Here is a 15,701-nt window from a genome sequence, read left to right as displayed (position 1 = left end):
TATGTATCGATTATTGCAGAATCCGCCGAAATGTCAATGCACAATGCTTATCAGAACAAAATGCCTGCGCCATCGCCAATTTCTAATCAAAAACGAAAAAGAACCCACCGGAAGCAGCAGGTTCTTCACAATAAGCCCAATTCGTGTTCCCGTTAGGCCTTCACACTATAAAAAATCTTCATCACCAGGTCCTGCTCATGGTCGCCGAACTTCTTGCCGAACAAGTTCATTCCGCCCTTGTACCTGGCATCCTCCTTCACGCCCAGCCGCAGATCCACGTGGTTCTGGCCTGTGAGCTGCAGTTGCTCCAGATTAACAGCGGATAGCTCCTGATGGTCGATCGTGCTGCGGATGTTGTCTACGCTCCAGGTCTTGAGTGCGCCGAACTGGGTACCCGTATCGATCCACCACGAGGGATTCAGCTTCCCGCGTCTGCCGCCGAAGTCACCGGGCGAGGTCCAGGTCCCCACCTCCACCTGGTTAATCCACAGTGTGATATCCGAAGGCCACTCATTCTCGTAATTCGGTGCCTCCGAGCAGATCTCCATGGAGAACTGAATCCGGTGAAGCACCGCTCCTTGCGGAATCTCCAGCGGATAGCGGTATTCGAGATAACCTTTGCGCAGCCAGAGTAATTGGGCTTGCACTCTGTCCGGATGAAAAAATCCCGCCGGTGAATCCTCCGTAATAATCGGTCCGTTCTCACTGACCATCCCGCAGGTAGGTGCCACTTCACAGGCTGTGAAATTGCCGATCGGCATGGATATCTCATAGCAATATTCGCCTTGATCGGCTTGCAGGCGGCGCTGCGGGGCATTGATGATGATCTTGATATCATCATAGATCCGGCTGCAGACCTTCATCGCACCGCGTGAAGCAGGCAGCAGCTCAGTCACGATTAGCCCGGCCTGCTCCAGCACCTTCACATTGGAGGCCGCTGTCGATACCGGGATCTCAAGCGCCTCCGCCAGCTCCGCCACATTCATTCTCCGGGTGTTGAGCAGCGCAAGCATTCTTAACCTAAGCTCCGTAGACAATGCATGTGTCACCTTCACCAGCTCATCCGCATGTTCCATGGATAGTTCCAGTATCTCGCTCACCCCCTTTAACTGTCCGTAATTACATATCCTGCAATCCTGCACTAATTGCAACATTCCCCGGATCGAACACCCGCTAACCCGAGAATATTGCATAAAATGCAGCAATTCCTTCGCATAAGGCAGCTATTCCGGACAATTCCTGCAATCTGTGCAACAATTCTCCCAACGGTGCCGCTGCTGAGATATCAAAGTTGTAAAACTTACAACATTATAGTCGCAAAAGTCATTATGTAGGTGACCGCTCACCTTTGACAGGAACGTAGGACGTCTGTCCAGCTTAGTTATCCAGCATCACAATCTGATCACCGAGCCGGACCTCTCCCGGAGTGATGACGGAAGCATAGACGCCGAACTGCTGCTTCAGCTCTTTGTAGACTTGCTTAAGCAGGGAGCTGTCCCGTTCGAGGGTATCCGGGTTCGTGGTAATCATCACGCAGCGCTCACAATAGCTATCCACTTGCAGCACTGTACTGCCTATCGACAGACGGCGGCCGAGCCACTCTTCCTCCCCGAGCGAGTCCTCAGTCACTTCCACGAGGAAGTTGCCCCGGAAGCGGCGCTGATCGACCGGCTTGCCCCACAGGGCTTCCAGCTTCTTCAGGCTCTTATCCGTCACCAGCAGAATACTCGCTCCATCTACCGATAACAGCTCCGGGTGCTTCTCTTCCGGGTGTGGTGCCATGAACTCAGACATGGTAATTTCTGTGGAAGTCAGACTTTGAATTTCATCCAGCAGCTCCTGATTCCAGCCGAATACCCGGCCATCTGCAGCCGTCACGCGAATATCTTCCCCCGTATATTCAGCCTTATAGGACATCATTTTGGGAATCTTCCGGGCAGTGATATACTGCGACCAGTCTTTTTTGGTCATATCATAAAAGGAACAATACCGGTCCCCCTCCACTCCGTAAGTTACAACCTTACAGGACTCCAGCGCCTCCCCCGCAAAGGATTTCACCGGATAACGGTTAATCGATTTAATCTCCCCAACTGTAACTGACACGCCCCCACCTCTTCTGTCTATAATCTGATAGTCTGCTACTTTTGTTTGCTCCAATAGTAAAGGGTCCTTTTCTCGGTGTCGTATTTGTTGAACAGCTGCATCTCTACATTGATAATTTCGCCCTCAGTCGTCTTGGCCCGAATGTCGAGAATAGACTGCTTATCCCGAGGAGAGTCCTTGTCGGTGTAAGGATTCAGTAGAAAGCTTCAGCCAGTCCAGCCTCCAATTCAGTCTTATTATACCATTATCGCTGCCTGTTTTGCGTAAGGCAAGAGCCGGACAGCAAAATAGAAAAGGACAGCCCGAAGGCCATCCTCATCGTTGCATATAATTACAGTGACTCCCGGATCACCCGCTTGTAATACAGGACCGACAGGAGGCCGAAGATCGAATACAGCACGGTATATAGTCCCATCACTACGAACATCGGGGTCAGCATCTCGGTTCCAAACAGGAACCAGCCGGATTTTACCGCAAAATAACTGTGGCACAGGCCGACAATCAGCGGTATACCGAAATTGAACAGCTGCTTGAACTGGATGCCGCGCAGAAGATCTCCTTGAGTGAAGCCCAGCTTGCGCAGGATCGTATATCCTTCCCGCTCCTCCTCGCCTTCATCCATCTGCTTGAAATAGAGAATACAGCCGGAGGTAATCAGGAACGTCAGGCCCAAGAAGCCGACAATGAACATAATGAGGCCCATATTGGTCCGCTGGTTGAACTCAAACTCATATTGTGAGAAGCTTTGCAGCTCTGGCTTTTGCTGCTTATACATCTCATACGCCTGCTTGGCCTGCGAAGATCCCGTAAGATTGATACCGTAGTAGATTCCTCCGCCTTTCACTCTTTTTTGCTCATCCGGGTCTTTATGCTGGAGTAATTCCTGGAAGACAGAATCATCCACCACGAACACCCCCAAGACTCCCCCGCCAAAATAGAACGGCAGCACAGTCTCCTCTGATAAACCCGCGAGCTGCTGCTTCATCACACCATCCTTGGTGGAGAAATAGAGCTCCCCCTCCTTCTTGAGCCTCAGCATAGTTTGCTTTGTAGTCGTATACCCTTTAATCTCTACCTCGCCCGGCTGCAAATCCATGTCCTTCAGACTGCTGTCACTGATCACAGTTGCTGAGAGAATGGTTTCATTACCCGGGGTATTTCTAGTATCCAAAACATTCTTAAGATCGACTTCTACCTGGACCGTTGGAATTTCCAGAGTAGCATACCCAATGCCAGCCTGATCCAGCACCTTCCGGAATGCCGTCTCATCCGCCTTCTGCAGAAAACCGTAATCATGCGGTGAACTCTCTCTGGCAGAGGCCCCCACCGAATAATAAGAGATATAGCTTAGGGAGAGCAGGCCGATGGCCAGCGCAGATACTGTAGTGATGACCGTCAGCAGCAGGGCGTTCGATTTCATTCGGAACATAATGGAAGAGAGCGATAATACCTCCCGAATGGACAGGTAGCCTTTTTTGCTGCGGCGGATGAGATTGAAGAGGAAGCTGACCGAGCCTTTGTAGAACAGATAGGTTCCGATAATCACCAGTGTGAGGATGGCAATCATCGCATACATCAATCCGTTCATGCCCGTGAATTTGCCGCTGAACAGCTCACCGGAGATATAATATCCCCCGAAAATACTGCCGATTCCAAGGACGCCGATCACAACCTCCCACAGCGACATTCGCTGAATACGTGTCTGGGAAGTGGCCGTTGCCTTGAACAGCGACAGAATGCTCTGGGCACGGATGAAGGTGTAATTCATGATCATAATCAGTACGTACACGGCGGCAAACACCAGCACCGTCCGCTGCAAGGCCTCGGGTGAGAAGTGAAGAGCTGCCAGCTGGTCAACCTCCAGGATTTTGAACAGAATCATCAGGATCAGCCTTGACATCACGAACCCTGCGCCGATTCCAGCGAACATCGACCCGAAATACAGAATCAGATTCTCCGCACTCAGCAGCACGAAGATTCGGCTCTTGGTCAGTCCGATCAGCTGGAACAGCCCGATCTCCTTACTTCGGCGCTTGATGAAGATCGTGTTCGCATAGAGCAGGAAGATGGCTACAATCGCAACCAGCAGGACGGAGGATGCGCCGATGGCAGCCCCGCCTTTGACGGAGCCTTTGACCTCATCCATAGAAGGATCGAACTGAAGAGTCACGAAGGAGAAGTACAGGGCCACACTGAAAATAAGGGCGAAGACGTAGAGATAATAGTTCTTAACATTCTTTTTAAGGTTCCGCAGGATAATATAATTCAGACTCATTGCGCGACACCACCAAGTACGCCCTGCGTGCTGATAATATCACCCAAAAAGGATTGCCGCGATTCCTCCCCCTTGTTCAGCTGAGTGTAGATTTGCCCGTCCCGGATGAAGACCACGCGGCTGCAGTAGCTTGCGGCAACGGCATCATGCGTAACCATGACAATGGTAGCTTCACGCTTGCTGTTCATGGCGGCCAGCTTGTTCAGCAGATCGGACGCAGATTTGGAATCCAGGGCTCCTGTAGGCTCATCGGCAAAAATAATGCTCGGATCATGCACGAACGCCCGCGCCGCCGACGTACGCTGCTTCTGCCCGCCGGAGATTTCCGCCGGATATTTGTCCTTCAGCTCATGGATTCCCAGCTCACCGGCCACTTGGTCGAATTTCTGATGCGCCTCCTTCTTGGAGATGCCTGTAATCGACAGCGGCAGCATGATATTCTCCTTGACCGTCAAGGTGTCGAGCAGATTATAATCCTGGAAAATAAACCCGAGATGATGCTTGCGGAACTCGGCGAGCTGCTTCTCCTTCATCCCCGTGAATTCCTTGCCCTCGATTTCGATCGTGCCTTTGCTTACCCGGTCAATCGAGGAGAGAACGTTCAGCAGCGTCGTTTTGCCTGAACCCGAGGGTCCCATGATTCCTACGAACTCACCCTTGTCCACCTGAAGATCAATGCCCCTCAGAACTTCCTGTTTATTGAATTTGTTGCCATAGGTTTTATAGATTTTGTTAGCCTGCATAATAAGCATCTGTTCCCCACTCCTTTTCTATATTTCTATCATAAGCGGGTGGATGATCATTTTCCTGCGCTTCGCCGAACAAACGGAATAGGCATGTGACACTATTGTCACATGCCTGTCAGGCGCTGAAAGTCATTTTCCCTTGGAAAGGTCAGCGTAAATACACTCCCCTGCCCAAGCACGGAAGCAGCGTGAAGTCTGATCAGCAGCGGCTCCGCAACCTGCCGGGTCAGGTACAGCCCCATGCCGGTAGCTGCCCCCTCCTGGCGGAAGCGCGATGAGGTGAAGCCCTTATCGTAGATCCGCGGCAGATCCCTGGGATCAATCCCCTGGCCGCTGTCTTCAATCATAAGCACAACATGGCCGCCCTCTTCACGGCTCCGGATGACGATATCGGAGGCTTCGCTGTATTTCACAGCATTGGTCAAGAGCTGCCGAAGCATGAAGGCCAGCCATTTGCCGTCTGTCAGTACCGTTTCAGCTTCAAGCTCCATGTCGAACCCGATGCGTTTGGAGATGCACCAGGATTTCAGTGCCCGGATCTCTTTATTAAGAATAGGAGCAAGACCGACCTTCTCAATGAACAGATCATTACGGATGAAGGGAATGCGCTTCTGATGCAGCTGCTGGTCAAGCAGATGGTGGATGCGCAGCCATTCGTACATCATCTGTCTCCGCAGAGTCTCATCCGGCAGGCGTTCTATCATGAGCTGCATAGCAGTCAGCGGAGTCTTGACCTCATGTATCCAGCCGAGCAGCTCGTCCTTCTCCGATTCCAGCAGCTGGACATTCATGGAGGATTCACGCTTGTAGCGGTCCGTCTGGGCGCTTACCGCCTCATGGACCAGCCGCTCCATCGGACTACCCGGCTCGAGGACCGCCTGCAGCTCATAGATCTGATCCCAAGAGGCAAGGCTCTTATAGAACCGGGTCTCACGGGAATAGCGCAGGAAAACGAAGGCCAGACAGAGCAGCGTATTCAGGAGTACAATGTACAGGATCGGCAGCAGCGGGATGGCAGAGTCAATGTAGGCTACGAACATAATAATCAGCTGGAAGGCGGCCAGCAGGAGCAGCCAGCTCCGCTTCTCGCTCAGATATTTCCTTATCATTGTTCCGCCTCTTCTGTCGCCATATACCCTTGACCGACCTTGGTCTCAATATAGGCATCCAGGCCGAGCGGCTCCAGCTTTTTGCGCAGCCGGTTCACATTCACAGTCAGCGTATTATCGCTGACAAAATGCTCATTGTCCCACAGGCTGGTGATGATCTCCTCACGCTCTACAATGGTGTTTTTGCGCTCCAGCAGGATTTTGAGAATCAGCATCTCATTCTTCGTGAGCAGCGCCGCTCCTCCGCTCCCCGTGACTGTATTCTTGACGAATTCAATCGCTGCTCCGCGCCAGGTCTTCAGCTCTGTGCCTTCCATGCTGTAATTATAGACCCGGCGCAGAATGGCCTGAATCTTAGCAATCAGCACTTCGAAATGGAAGGGCTTCTGAATGAAATCATCGGCACCCAGCTGCATGGACATCACCATATCGCTCGGATGGTCCCGGGAAGAGAGGAAAATAATCGGCACCTTGGAGTGGCTGCGCAGAATCCGGCACCAGTGGAAGCCATCGAAGCGCGGCAGCTGGATATCAATCACCACCAGGTCGGGCTTCACCTCAGAGAACTCCTGCAGGACCTTACCGAAGTCCGTAACCCCGTACACCTCATACGACCATTGGGCCAGACGCTCCCGGATCTCCCCGAACAGCGTAATATCGTCTTCAATCAGCATAATTTTGAACACAAAGGACTCTCCCTCAGCAGGTATTTCGTTAATCCGCATATTCCCTTCATTCTACCTCAAATCACGATCTGTTCATAGAAAAGGCCGCATTCTCCGCAACGGATGACTCAATATGTACGTAGTTTATTAAAGGACTATCGATCTCCAGAGGAAATAACACTAACTAAGGAGCTGATTATCATCGAAATATTTAACGGAGTTTTCACCATACTGATGGGATTGTTACTGAATGCAGGAGGTTTATTTGTTCGTAGAAATCCCGACGCCTTCTGGCGGATGAATGAAGGCTGGAAGATGAAGGGGGATGCCGAACCGAGCGAGGCCTATCTTAGCTCCAGACGCTTCACCGGAGCCGTACTCTTGTGGATTGGATCATTTTTTATCATCATGGGGATCTTGCTTTTGCTCTAATGGGATGACCATTTCAAGTAGTTCAAGCTGCAATAATGTACTATAGTCCTTGTCACGCCGGGTGTATATTCTGGTAACTCTAGCATAACTATTTCCGGTCTCCTCCATTAAAATTCTTCCAAAAGCCGCAATTCAGCGGTCGAACTGGCTCATCAAAGTCCTGTTTAGGGCTTCCGGTGAGGCAGTTATTTGGCGTTCCACCCGTAAACTGAAAGGCTCACCATCCATACAATTCTCATCCGAACATAATTCCTACTTTACAAACTCCTGTTTTTAGCTTATTTTAACATTAAGTAAATATTAAATGTTGATCATTAATAATTAATATTCAATTTTTATAACAAAGAGTTTAAACAGGAGGAACAAATGAACTATTCTTTGCAAGAGACACTGATGAAAAATATCCGTTTTGCGTATAACGAGGCTATTGAGTTTATTGTTTCCATGGGAATGTTGGCCTGTGAGGATCAGCTGGCAGATCTGGCAGCGGAATATAAAATCGAAATTGATGAGCTGCTGGGGACCTATTTTGAAGATGCCCGAAAGTTATTGTCACCTCATTTCACTCGTGAGCTGATGTTTTTTTTCCGTCACAACTTTTTTCACAATGCACTGGATTTCCCGTTATTTGAATCCGCCTGTTCCTATCCAGAAGCGCAGACTGCCGAAGAATGGATCAACAGACTAGCGGACAGCCCTGCTGAGCACATCGTTTCAGAGATGGTCTATGGTGTCTACCACGATAATATGGAGGCATTGTTGAAGGGCAACGATTGGGAGGTGATCAAAAGGGATCTCAATAAGCTCTTGGAACTTGCTTCCGACACGCAACCTCAGCCTGAAGTGATAGAAGCCCATGGTCCGCTGCTTGAATGTCTTGCTCGTCCGCAAGAAACCAAGCTGCGTTACATACAGCTTCTGCGTCAATTCCATCAGGATGTTTTCATTCACTGGAAGGACCGGATTCAAGCAATCTCTGAACAGGCCTCACTTCGTTATGAGGCCCAGTTCCGTAGTAATCCGGAGGTTTTTATTCGTGAACTTCATAAGAATGAGCCTGCACTCTTTGACTTCCCTGCTACCTTCCATGTCAGCTTTGTTTCACAGGTGAACAACAGCTTCTACAATTTCCATACGGAAACCGGGCTGATAGGCTGGGTCATCTTCGGCGTACACAATGACCGCGTATACGGACCCGTTGCCGACCGGGAGAAGACAGAGCTGTTCCTCAAAGCCTTCTCGGATAAACGGCGCCTGGATCTCCTGCTTCTACTCAAACAGCGGCCGCACTATGGTAAGGAAATTGCGACTGCGCTCGGTATCACACCTGCTGCTGTGAATTATCATGCCAACTTCCTGTTTTTCCTGGATCTTCTAGACATCGAACGGGTGGATCACCGCCTGTATTATGTGCTCAGAACCGATACTTTGCGCAATCTGCTTGCCTTAACAACAAAAGTCATGCTGGACTAAGACTCAATTATTAACTGGAGGGGTTCCCCTTGAATCGGACCACTAATACCGGAGCAGTACCACTAGATAAACAGCCCGCCGCTGCCCAGAATATCTTTATCCGTTTGCTGAAGCTAGGCAAACCTTATACTGGCTGGTATATCATCCTTTGTTTTTTTGCAGCCATCACCTCACTTACAAGCGTAGGTATTGCTGAAATTCTACGGCGTATTATTAATGCGGCTACACACCATGACACTTCCGGTCTTGCAGCCGCGATGACTTTTGCCGTTGTCATTATAGTTATCGATGCTGGAGTCCACTTTCTGAATACCTATCTCTCAGGACTGCTGGAGATCAAATCCACCTCCAGGCTTCAGGTCTCCCTGCTGACAAGATTAATGAACATTCAGATGAAAGAGCTAGACCGTTATCATTCCGCCGATCTGATCAGCCGGATGAACGATTCTGCGCCAGCCGCCCAGCAAGGAATTAACAGGAAGACCATCGAGCTGATCAGCAATCTATTGCAAATCGCATTTCTGCTGACTTATCTTCTGTCTCTGCAGTTTGTTCTAACCCTAGGTACTATACTTATCTGTTCGCTAGTCCCGCTGGTCATGCTCCCCTTTACCTCCAGGCTTCGCAGGATGAATGAGCAGCGCCAGAGTATTGAGAGTGAACAACAGGCATTCGTTCAAGATTCGATACAGGGCGCAGAGGTCGTGCGTGCTTTCTCCCTTGCTTCCCGCCTGCTAGGGCAGTTCAACCATAGAGTCCGTCAGTTTAACACTGTTCATTTGTCAGTATCACGGGTTGAAGCCGTAGGATACAATATGCCTCTGGCTGTTACCCTCGGCGGATTGCTCTATGTTCTATCTTATGGTGGCTATCTGGTAGTCGGAGGCCGGCTTGATGTAGGGGCCGTTGCCGCTTTTCTTATCTGTTTTGAGCAAATTTCTAACCCGATATCCAAGCTTGCCAATCTATGGACTGAATTACAAGCTTCACTGGCACAAGGTAAACGTTTATTTGAGATTATGGATCTGCCCTTGGAAGGCGAGAGCCCGGCTAATACAGACGCTGCAGAACAGCACTCTGAAGCATGGACTGAAGATAATCAGCCTGTAGCCGGTCAGCTGCCCCTTATATTCCGTAATATCACCTTCGGGTACGGACAACACAACGTATTAGCCGGCATCCATCTGCGGATTGAGCCCGGAAAGGTAACTGCCTTTGCAGGTGCGAGCGGCAGCGGCAAAAGCACCATTCTTCAGCTAATGCTTGCAGCTTATGTGCCTGATGGAGGGAGCATTCATCATGGCGGCATGCCTTTACATACGATTCCACCGCATAGCTGGCGCAGACATATCGCCTACGTATCCCAGGAGCCTTATCTATTCTCCGGTACGCTATACGAGAATATTGCCTGGGGACGACCCGGGGCATCCCGTGAAGAAGTTATATCCGCTGCCAATAATGCGGGTATTCACGAGTTCATTATGGGAACTCCCCTGCAATATGAGACGATTATCGGTGAAAGGGGGCTTACTTTATCAGGAGGTGAACGTCAGCGGCTATCCATTGCCCGGGCCTTCGTCCGCGAACCGGGGCTGTTGCTGCTTGATGAGCCTACTGCTGCCCTTGACAGCCATAATGAGGAGGTTGTTCAGCAGGCTTTGCAGGTGCTGATGATGAACCGGACCACGGTGGTGATTGCTCACCGGCTGTCAACCATCAGGCATGCGGATCATATTTACTTCATGGAAGCAGGAGCGATTGCTGAACAAGGGACACATGGAGAACTGATGGCCATGCAGGGCAAGTACCACGCTATGGCCCAGGCAGGTGTCCAGACAGAGGCAATTGCCGGAGGAGGATTACAAAATGAATGCTAATTTATCTTCAACTGGGCAAATCCGGCTTCGGGAAGCGCTCAAGCGGCTACTCCCTTATATCAAGCCATACCGGCTCGGATTTCTGACAGCTGTAGTATTGCTCACAGCCAAGCTTGCTCTGGATGTAGGGTTTGCAACGATTCAGCAGGTTTTCATTGATACTATTAACAATACCGATATGCAGTCCTTGACAAGGATAACCGTCATTTGTTCTCTGGCTTGTCTAGTGACTATCATCTGTCTTATGCTGCAGCATTACCTCCGCTTCACCGTTCACAGCCGTATGTCCTGGGATTTCCGGGCAAAGCTCTTTGACACCAGTCACCGGCTGCCCTATAGCCAGCTGCAAGCTATGCACTCCGGCGATCTGACCTCGCGTAATACTAAGGATGCGGGAACAGCCATGGGAATGATCAGTAGTCTGGTTTACGATCTGGGTTATAATCTATTGCTCTGCTTGGTAGCATTTCTGTATTTAGCCAGTATGGATGTATGGCTCGCACTGCTTGCCCTTGGCACGGGACCCGTGGTCTTTCTGTCAGGACGTTTCTTTGACCGCAGACTACGCAAGCTGTTCACGCAGATCTATGCCCAGGAAGCTCTGTTACGGGGAATTCTTCAGGAGACTACCCAAGGGATGAAGGTCGTCCGTTCATTTTCACTGGAGAATATGCTGCTGAGCAGGTATGCCACTGAACGCAGAAAGCTGAACCAGCTTCAAAAGCAAAGAACCTTGCTGAATGCCCTGCTCTGGCATTCTTCCGCTTTCATCAACAACGCTGTAATGATCGGCTGTGCTGTACTTATTGCAAGATCAGCGATGCGGGGAGAGACCACGGCAGGTGAAGTGCTTGCCTTCATCCTCCTGATGGGACGAGTTCAATGGCCGTTCGTCGAAATGTCGCAGACCTGGGGCGGGGTACAGGAATCACTCGGAGCAGCTGATCGTGTATTTGAAGTTCTTGATGCTGCTTTGGAAGGAGAAGTCTCTACATATAGTGAATGCTTCTCTTCCCCTGAAGCAGTTGCCGGTGCCGAGGACAATGTATTAAATATACAAGGGCTGTGCTATAGCTTCGCTGGGCCTCAGTCCAAGGAGAAGACCGGCTTATCTGAGATTAATCTCCAGCTACAGCATGGCGAGACCGTCGCTGTTGTCGGACCCAGCGGCTCGGGTAAAACAACGCTGGTGCGATTATGCTGCGGACTGTACGAACCGCAAGCCGGCAGTATTAGCGTGTGCGGTAATGACATAAACGGTCAGCTGGAAGAGGCCCGACGGATGATCTCCTATGTGCCGCAGAACCCCTGCTTATTCTCCGGCAGTATCCGGGAGAATATTGCATTCAGCGCAGCTGAGGCAAGTGACGGGGAGATACGAGAAGCCGCCCGGTTGGCAGGTGCAGATGAATTTATCATGCGCCTGCCGGAAGGCTATGACACAATGATTGGTGAACATGGCTCCTCCTTATCCGGTGGTCAAAGGCAACGCCTGGCTATCGCCAGAGCATTCCTGCGTAATGCACCGCTCCTGCTGCTGGATGAAGCTACATCAGCACTTGATAATGAGTCCGAACGGCTGGTGCAGCAATCACTCGAACGGCTAATGACAGACAGAACCACCCTCGTGATAGCCCACAGACTGTCAACGGTACGGGATGCCTCACGGATTATAGTTCTTGACCAGGGGACAATCGCCGAGGAAGGGACTCATGATGAACTTCTGGAGCGAAACGGACTCTATGCTGAACTCTACCATCTACAATTCAGCTCTTTAGAGGCTGGAACCATGGGTTCGGCACTACTAACGGAATCGCTTACTGCAGGATGACTTGGAGTCTATCGACATTCCTCCTTCGGAAATTTATCTATTTACCGGGGGCACAATTGTCCCGCTCCCCCGGACATCTGTAATAACCTTGGTTGCGATTATTTTCCCGGCCTGATCCAGTCCTTCGATCTCGAACGGAACGCCCGCCGTCGCCGGTTGAAAAGCGAACCAGATCATCCGGCCGGAAGCCGCTGTAATCAGCTTCGCTTCGGATTTGTCCGTCCCGGCTTCCTTCTGCTGAACAACGATCTGCTTAATGGCTGGGTCCAGCACCTCTCCGAATACCATAGGAAACGGCGTGGAGACCTGCTCTATTTCAGGCACCCTCATATAATTCATAGCCGCTGGCGAAGGAGCTTCGCCCTGTCCATACCCTGCTCCCCAGACCCATTTCCATCCAAGCCAGGTTTTGCGGACATACTCTACCTGAAGATCGCCGCCTTCTTGCTGGCCTGACCGGGTAAGGAACACAAGCTCTCCCCTGCCGACAGTCTCCTCATGTACCACCGTCATGGAATCCGACTCACGGAACAACCGCACCGCTTCCTCCGGACTGCCGCCAAGCGGAATCTGGAGGGTCTGCTTCAGCCCTAAGGATTGCGACATCCGCCGGTCAGACCAGCCGCCTGGTTTTTCATACATATATAATAAGATATAGAGTACCGCTACCGAAGCAAGAATTACTCCGGCTGCTATCCCCCATCTACGGGTAGTTTTCATCTCTTTATACATCCCCAATCCCAAGTGTTTACGCTTACAAAGGCTTCCATCTAACTATAGAATATTTCCGGTCAGATTACAAAATTACCCCTGCAGCAAGCTGTAAACATATATTTATTCATCAAGTGGAAACGGCTTTGCCGTCCCTTTAAAGGACGGTACCGTTTCGGCGAGAAATAGAAGGATAATGTATAGCTTGAAACATATACATTCTTATATTTGCAAAAAGCCAGCAGACCAGGCTCCAAGTGGGCCTTCATCTGCTGGCTTATGTCATTCACATTTATGCTATGAATGATATTATTTAACTTCAGTAGCTCCGGTTACTTTACCTTCAAGTACAGCCGTTGCCTTTACTTCTTCGCTGGAGAAATACAGGTTGCCGTCGATAGTAGCATCCTTGTACACGTTGAAGCCGTTAGCTTCTACGTAGACATCACCTTTGATCGTACCGCCTTGAACGCGGAAGTTCTCGCTCTGTACAGTTACTTTCGGTGCTGTAAGAGTGTAAGTAGCTGTAACTTTGTGGTCTGCATCCTGTGCGTACAGGGCCAGCTTACGGTAGATTGGCTTTGCTGTATCGTTCTTGTCGTGGAATTCGCCTGCTACCACTACATCCTTGTCCACAGTCAGATCATTCAGAATAGCAACGATCCAGGTTCCCTTGTCGCTTACTGCACTAATGAAAGCATCTGCCTGGTTCACGATTGAAGCGGAGGTAACTGCATCTGTCTGCTCTGTTGCTGGTGCAGTTGTTGCTGCTGCCCCTTTGTCTGCATTGTTTTTATCCGATCCACAACCCGACAACAAAGCTACCGATACGCCTGCTACTACTAATACTTTAAATAATTTCATTTTAATTCCCCCTGTTTCTTTAAGTTAATCTTATTATATATTAAAATTTTATGAATACAACGTGATAATTTTCACGAAATTGTGTCTTTTTTCACAAACATTCATATTTACTCTTTCAAAGTATCCTCCCACTCCTCTCTAAGCAGCCCCATCCGGATAGAATCATAGAATATTCCGTTATAATATCGGCATTTTCTCAGCCTGGCCTCCATTGTCATACCCAGCTTCATTCCTGCTTTCATCATGCGCTCATTCCCGGACCAGGTGGTATAGCCGACACGGACGAGCGGAAGGGTAGTGAATAAATGGCTGATCCACAGCTTGAGCGCTCTAGTCCCGTAACCGCTGCTCCAAAAAGCAGGATCATAGATGTCAATCCCCATCTCCAGCCAGTATGACGGCTCATGCTCCCAGTAGTAGCTGACGTCGCCTATAATAACACCCTCTACTTCTATAACCCAATTGTTCCCACATCCAATAATTTCGGCTCGCTTCCCGTAATACGTCTCCCATGTAACCCGCTTATGTTCATAATAAGGCGCATCCCATTTCTTCCATTCCGGCGCTTCCTCTTTATAAGCGAGCTCCCACAGCCTGGGCAGATCCCCTTCAGCTATTGGACGTATCCGCAATTCATGATCCTGAACCATAAATCTCCTCCGCTCCTGTATGCCTGACGTACTTCTTATAATAACTGACTATGGCAAGCCGCGGCTGGTAATAAATGTGTATAAACAAATTGGACTTCCCGGCGTCAGATTGAGATAATACAGGGGAATTCATCAAAGGTGGTGTACGCAGATGCCAGCAACCTGGACATTTCATGCAAGCAGAATCAGAGGATCCCTTACTGTTAACTAATCATCTACAGGGGGAATGAACAATGAGAATGTCTGACCGGTTAATAAAACAATATTTGAAGCACGTATACTGGATTTGCGGCGGACCTTGCGGGGGGAAAAGTACTATGGCCGGGCTAATCTCCACTAAGCGGGGAATGAACTACTATTCATCTGATGATCATGCGTTTGAATATAAGCAACTCGCTAATCCGCAGGACCATCCGGCCATTCTAAGGTATTTCGTCAATTGGGAATGGTATTTCCTCGGGCAAGGCAATGACAGGAATCAATGGCTGGTCTCGGCAGCGGAAGAAAGTGTAGAGTTCATCCTGCTGGAGCTGCTACAGATGGGCAACAGCAAGCCTATAATCATTGATACAGATATTGCTCCAGAGTTTCTTCGGGGGATTGCCGATGATAACCGGATCGTATACTTATATGCAGAGGATGAACTCATCCACAGGGATTATTTCAACCGTGATCATGTGCGGGGAATGCTGGATCTCTTCCCGGCCCTCTCAGACCCGGAACGCGCTAAGCGCGAGACTATGGATGGAATTATTGCGAATAGCCGCAAATCTTTACAGCAAGCACGACAGCAGCATGTCCAGTATTATATACGAAATGCCCAGACCACTACCGAAGAGATGCTTGCCAGAATTGAGACACATTTCGGTTTAGAACAGTAGAGGGAGTTGGGGGCGGCCTAACTGCACTTTGTAACTCCATTCGTGGTAAACCGGACGTCTGAGTTGTACCAATTACACTTAAAG

General features: G+C 49.9%; 14 protein-coding genes and 1 pseudogene. 5 read left to right on the top strand and 10 right to left on the bottom strand.

What is annotated here, in order from left to right:
* Nucleotides 1-152 precede the first annotated feature (152 nt).
* From C162_RS29705 to C162_RS29680, 7 genes and pseudogenes are all read right to left on the bottom strand, one after another.
* Nucleotides 153-1,100 carry an ArsR/SmtB family transcription factor gene (locus C162_RS29705; RefSeq protein WP_327196399.1) on the bottom strand — a complete coding sequence of 316 codons (948 nt, stop codon included), beginning with the start codon at nucleotides 1,098-1,100 and terminating at the stop codon, nucleotides 153-155.
* A 277-nt stretch (nucleotides 1,101-1,377) separates the two neighbouring features.
* Complete coding sequence (locus C162_RS29700) at nucleotides 1,378-2,103, bottom strand: MOSC domain-containing protein (RefSeq protein ID WP_036700882.1); 726 nt, start codon at nucleotides 2,101-2,103, stop codon at nucleotides 1,378-1,380.
* 41 nt (nucleotides 2,104-2,144) lie between these two features.
* A pseudogene (locus tag C162_RS35695) lies at nucleotides 2,145-2,303 on the bottom strand (PD-(D/E)XK nuclease family transposase); the annotation flags it as partial.
* A gap of 131 nt (nucleotides 2,304-2,434) precedes the next feature.
* Nucleotides 2,435-4,378: an ABC transporter permease gene (locus C162_RS29695; RefSeq protein ID WP_036700880.1), complete on the bottom strand. Its 1,944-nt coding sequence runs from the start codon at nucleotides 4,376-4,378 to the stop codon at nucleotides 2,435-2,437.
* Complete coding sequence (locus tag C162_RS29690) at nucleotides 4,375-5,130, bottom strand: ABC transporter ATP-binding protein (protein WP_036700878.1); 756 nt, start codon at nucleotides 5,128-5,130, stop codon at nucleotides 4,375-4,377. The genes C162_RS29695 and C162_RS29690 overlap by 4 nt, the downstream gene beginning before the upstream one ends.
* Nucleotides 5,131-5,228: 98 nt before the next feature.
* A complete protein-coding gene (locus C162_RS29685; protein WP_036700876.1) occupies nucleotides 5,229-6,233 on the bottom strand; it encodes a sensor histidine kinase in 1,005 nt (334 codons plus the stop codon).
* Nucleotides 6,230-6,919, bottom strand: coding sequence for a response regulator transcription factor (locus C162_RS29680; RefSeq protein ID WP_036701009.1), 690 nt, complete (start codon nucleotides 6,917-6,919; stop codon nucleotides 6,230-6,232). The genes C162_RS29685 and C162_RS29680 overlap by 4 nt, the downstream gene beginning before the upstream one ends.
* Before the next feature lie 102 nt (nucleotides 6,920-7,021).
* On the opposite strand from C162_RS29680, the gene C162_RS37725 reads away from it, so the two are divergent.
* From C162_RS37725 to C162_RS29660, 4 genes are all read left to right on the top strand, one after another.
* Nucleotides 7,022-7,330, top strand: a complete 309-nt coding sequence (locus tag C162_RS37725) for a DUF6199 family natural product biosynthesis protein (protein ID WP_051494033.1) — start codon at nucleotides 7,022-7,024, stop codon at nucleotides 7,328-7,330.
* Nucleotides 7,331-7,696: 366 nt separating this feature from the next.
* The gene (locus tag C162_RS29670; protein WP_036700875.1) at nucleotides 7,697-8,803 is read left to right on the top strand and encodes an ArsR family transcriptional regulator; all 1,107 of its coding nucleotides are present in this window, start codon (nucleotides 7,697-7,699) and stop codon (nucleotides 8,801-8,803) included.
* Between the two features lie 29 nt (nucleotides 8,804-8,832).
* Nucleotides 8,833-10,680 carry an ABC transporter ATP-binding protein gene (locus tag C162_RS34770; protein ID WP_051494032.1) on the top strand — a complete coding sequence of 616 codons (1,848 nt, stop codon included), beginning with the start codon at nucleotides 8,833-8,835 and terminating at the stop codon, nucleotides 10,678-10,680.
* Nucleotides 10,670-12,511 (top strand): ABC transporter ATP-binding protein, encoded by a 1,842-nt coding sequence (locus C162_RS29660; protein ID WP_051494031.1) that lies wholly within the window; start codon nucleotides 10,670-10,672, stop codon nucleotides 12,509-12,511. Before C162_RS34770 ends, C162_RS29660 begins: the two co-directional genes overlap by 11 nt.
* Before the next feature lie 33 nt (nucleotides 12,512-12,544).
* On the opposite strand, the gene C162_RS29655 is transcribed toward C162_RS29660, so the two are convergent.
* From C162_RS29655 to C162_RS29645, 3 genes are all read right to left on the bottom strand, one after another.
* Nucleotides 12,545-13,231 (bottom strand): hypothetical protein, encoded by a 687-nt coding sequence (locus C162_RS29655; protein ID WP_235218571.1) that lies wholly within the window; start codon nucleotides 13,229-13,231, stop codon nucleotides 12,545-12,547.
* 300 nt (nucleotides 13,232-13,531) lie between these two features.
* On the bottom strand, nucleotides 13,532-14,086 hold the full coding sequence (locus tag C162_RS29650; protein ID WP_036700873.1) for a lipoprotein: 555 nt from the start codon (nucleotides 14,084-14,086) through the stop codon (nucleotides 13,532-13,534).
* A 107-nt stretch (nucleotides 14,087-14,193) separates the two neighbouring features.
* Nucleotides 14,194-14,736, bottom strand: coding sequence for a GNAT family N-acetyltransferase (locus C162_RS29645; protein ID WP_036700872.1), 543 nt, complete (start codon nucleotides 14,734-14,736; stop codon nucleotides 14,194-14,196).
* Nucleotides 14,737-15,053: 317 nt separating this feature from the next.
* Here C162_RS29645 and C162_RS29640 point away from each other — a divergent pair, with 317 nt between their 5' ends.
* Nucleotides 15,054-15,617, top strand: coding sequence for a hypothetical protein (locus tag C162_RS29640; RefSeq protein ID WP_235218570.1), 564 nt, complete (start codon nucleotides 15,054-15,056; stop codon nucleotides 15,615-15,617).
* Nucleotides 15,618-15,701: the final 84 nt, after the last annotated feature.

The organism is Paenibacillus sp. FSL R7-269 (genome assembly GCF_000517865.1).
GTDB lineage: Bacteria > Bacillota > Bacilli > Paenibacillales > Paenibacillaceae > Paenibacillus_AQ.
Note: the sequence above shows the minus strand (reverse complement) of the source record. Positions and strands in the feature narration are given on the sequence as shown.

What these genes read in the sequence shown, in the direction of transcription:
- C162_RS37725 (WP_051494033.1), top strand. Translation starts at nt 7,022, where the DNA reads ATGACTCAATATGTACGTAGTTTATTAAAGGACTATCGATCTCCAGAG.
- C162_RS29645 (WP_036700872.1), bottom strand. Translation starts at nt 14,736, where the DNA reads ATGGTTCAGGATCATGAATTGCGGATACGTCCAATAGCTGAAGGGGAT.
- C162_RS29650 (WP_036700873.1), bottom strand. Translation starts at nt 14,086, where the DNA reads ATGAAATTATTTAAAGTATTAGTAGTAGCAGGCGTATCGGTAGCTTTG.
- C162_RS29695 (WP_036700880.1), bottom strand. Translation starts at nt 4,378, where the DNA reads ATGAGTCTGAATTATATTATCCTGCGGAACCTTAAAAAGAATGTTAAG.
- C162_RS29660 (WP_051494031.1), top strand. Translation starts at nt 10,670, where the DNA reads ATGAATGCTAATTTATCTTCAACTGGGCAAATCCGGCTTCGGGAAGCG.
- C162_RS29655 (WP_235218571.1), bottom strand. Translation starts at nt 13,231, where the DNA reads ATGAAAACTACCCGTAGATGGGGGATAGCAGCCGGAGTAATTCTTGCT.
- C162_RS29640 (WP_235218570.1), top strand. Translation starts at nt 15,054, where the DNA reads ATGGCCGGGCTAATCTCCACTAAGCGGGGAATGAACTACTATTCATCT.
- C162_RS29685 (WP_036700876.1), bottom strand. Translation starts at nt 6,233, where the DNA reads ATGATAAGGAAATATCTGAGCGAGAAGCGGAGCTGGCTGCTCCTGCTG.
- C162_RS29690 (WP_036700878.1), bottom strand. Translation starts at nt 5,130, where the DNA reads ATGCTTATTATGCAGGCTAACAAAATCTATAAAACCTATGGCAACAAA.
- C162_RS29670 (WP_036700875.1), top strand. Translation starts at nt 7,697, where the DNA reads ATGAACTATTCTTTGCAAGAGACACTGATGAAAAATATCCGTTTTGCG.